This window comes from Streptomyces albidus (ex Kaewkla and Franco 2022), assembly GCF_013870515.1.
GTDB lineage: Bacteria > Actinomycetota > Actinomycetes > Streptomycetales > Streptomycetaceae > Streptomyces > Streptomyces albidus.
Map to the genome: position 1 here is coordinate 1 of NZ_JACBXA010000449.1, position 2,304 is coordinate 2,304.

1 protein-coding gene and 2 pseudogenes are annotated in these 2,304 nt (G+C 73.3%); all 3 read right to left on the reverse strand.

The window, feature by feature from the left end; genetic code table 11:
• A pseudogene (locus H5J26_RS30355) lies at nt 1–707 on the reverse strand (hypothetical protein); the annotation flags it as partial.
• A gap of 149 nt (nt 708–856) precedes the next feature.
• Nucleotides 857–1,705, reverse strand: coding sequence for an ABC transporter ATP-binding protein (locus tag H5J26_RS30360; protein WP_181769164.1), 849 nt, complete (start codon nt 1,703–1,705; stop codon nt 857–859).
• Nucleotides 1,702–2,304 (reverse strand): annotated as a pseudogene (locus tag H5J26_RS30365) (zf-HC2 domain-containing protein); the annotation flags it as partial. The pseudogene H5J26_RS30365 and the gene H5J26_RS30360, both read right to left, overlap by 4 nt.

Below are 2,304 nucleotides of genomic sequence, written 5' to 3' on the forward strand. Positions count from 1 at the left end.
GCGGCCACGGGGGCGTACCACCACACCGGCACCTCCCACGGCGTCATGTGCGCGGTGGTGGGGCTGAGCGCGCGGAGGGCGTCCCGGTGGAGGACGAGCCCGGGCAGGTTTCCTCCGGCGAGGGCGTGCATGCAGTAGCCGGCGAGCACGGCCAGCGCAGGGGCGGCCGGCCACCACCGGATCACCCGGCCCGCGACGAACCCCAGCAGACCGAGCGCGGCGACCGCGACGGCGTCCACGGCGATGAGCGTGGGGGAGGGGCGGCCGTAGGGGATCTCCCGCGTCGTCCAGGTGAGGAGGAGGCTCGCGGCGACGGTCAGCAGGTAGCTCACCACCGGCCACAGGACTGCCGGTGTCGCGGCGGGTGCGGTGCGCCGAAGAACCGAGGCGGGCACCGAGGAGAGCAGTTCGACGGTGCCGCGGCGGCGTTCCCGGCCGCCGTGCCACCAGCCGGCGGCGACGGCGAAGGAGCCGCCGAGCAGCAGCCCCCGCGAGTGCAGCGTGTCGTGTGTCCACACCCAGCTGTAGGCGAGGTACTGCCTGTTGTCGCTGTGGATCTCGGCGAGACAGGCGTACATCAGCAGGCCGGTGACGAGCGCTGCCCAGACGCCCTTCCCTGCTTCCGTCCGCAGTGGACGGGCACGCCGGGGGCGGGCCTTTCCACTGCGGACGGAAGGCGCACGCGATGAGGCAGATGCCGTGGTCATGGCAAGTCCAAGGAAGTGGGGGGCCAGAAGGAGGGATCGGGAGCCGGGGCGGCGTCAGCGGCCGGCAGAGTGCGGGCCTCGGAGGACGAGGCTCTGCCCGGCCGTCCGGGCCGCGTTCGTCGCGCTGTCGTGACGGCCCGGCGGGCGGCTCAGGGGAGCGCTCGTGCCGGGGCGGCGCCGGAGCGGGACCGGTGGCGGCGAAGAGCCGTCATGTATCCGCGTTCGATGGGGTTGTCGCCGGCGGTCTCTTCGCCGTGCGCGTCCTCGTCGAGGGCTGCCAGCGCCTGCGGGGTGCCCTGGTAGGCGATCTGTCCCGCCTCCATCAACGTCACGCCGGTGCAGGCGGCCGCCACGTCCTCCACGAGATGGGTGGCGACGATCACCGTGCTGGTCGTGCCCAATTCCCTCAGCAGCGACCGGAATTCGACGCGCTGCTCCGGGTCGAGCCCTGCCGTGGGCTCGTCGAAGAGCACGACGTCGGGGTCGTTGACGATGGCTTGCGCGATGCCGACCCGGCGCACCATGCCACCGGAGAGCGTACGGATCTTCGCGTCGATGCGGTCGCCGAGGCCGACGCGGTCGACGGCCCGCTCGACGGCCGCCGGAGTGGCGGCGCCGGGCATCTCCTTCAGCCAGGCGAGGTAGGTGACGAACTCGCGCACCGTGAAGCGCGGGTAGTAGCCGAACTCCTGCGGCAGGTAGCCGAGTCGGCGCCGCACGGTGGTGCGTGCCGCGTGCTCGGAGCCGTTGCCGGCCACCGTGCCGCCGAGCATGCGGACCGCGCCCGAGTCCGGCTCGGCGACCGTGGCGAGCACCCGTATCAGGGACGTCTTCCCGGCGCCGTTGGGGCCGAGCAACCCGTGCACTCCCGTGCCGAGTTCGAGGTCGACCGCGTCAAGTGCCGTGGTGCGGCGGTGCCTTACCGTCAGACCGTCGACCGCCACGGTGACGGCGTCGGCCGTGGTGGACGAAGTGAGCGGTGGCGTCGGGGTGTTCACATGCTCTCCAGGTGGTCGAAAGAGGTACGGCGCAGCACCAGAAGTCCCGCGCACAGCCCCGCGGCGACGGCCCAGCCGCTCTGCACGGCGGGCCCGGCGAGGGCGTCGGCGAGTGTCTCCGCGAGCGCGGTCATGAACGGGTCGGCGGTGCTTCCGCCGCCGACGCCCGGCACGATCCCCGTCCGCGAGGCGAGGACGACTCCGGCCAGCCACGTCACCGAGATCGCGGCCGCCGCGTTGCGGCAACCGACGTACGAGCCGAGGGTGAGCGTGGCGAGCGTGAGCGCGAGTCCGGGCAGCAGCCAGGTCGCGGAGCCGGGGGTTCCGGGTGCGGAGGGGAGCAGCACGCCGGTCAGGGTCAGCAGAGGCATGCTCACCCCCAGCACGACCGCCGTCCGGATCAGCAGCAGCCGCAGGCCCCCCGACGGCGTCGAGGCGGCGATCTCGTACAACGGGTCGGCGTACCGCCCGTAGGAGAGGGCGGCCCCGGCGAGCGGCAGTACGGGCGCGACGGCCAGCAACAGCGGGCGGGCCACGGTGATTTCGCCGAGATGCGCCATGACGACGGCGAGGCCGGCCATGAGCGCCAGGGCCAGCAG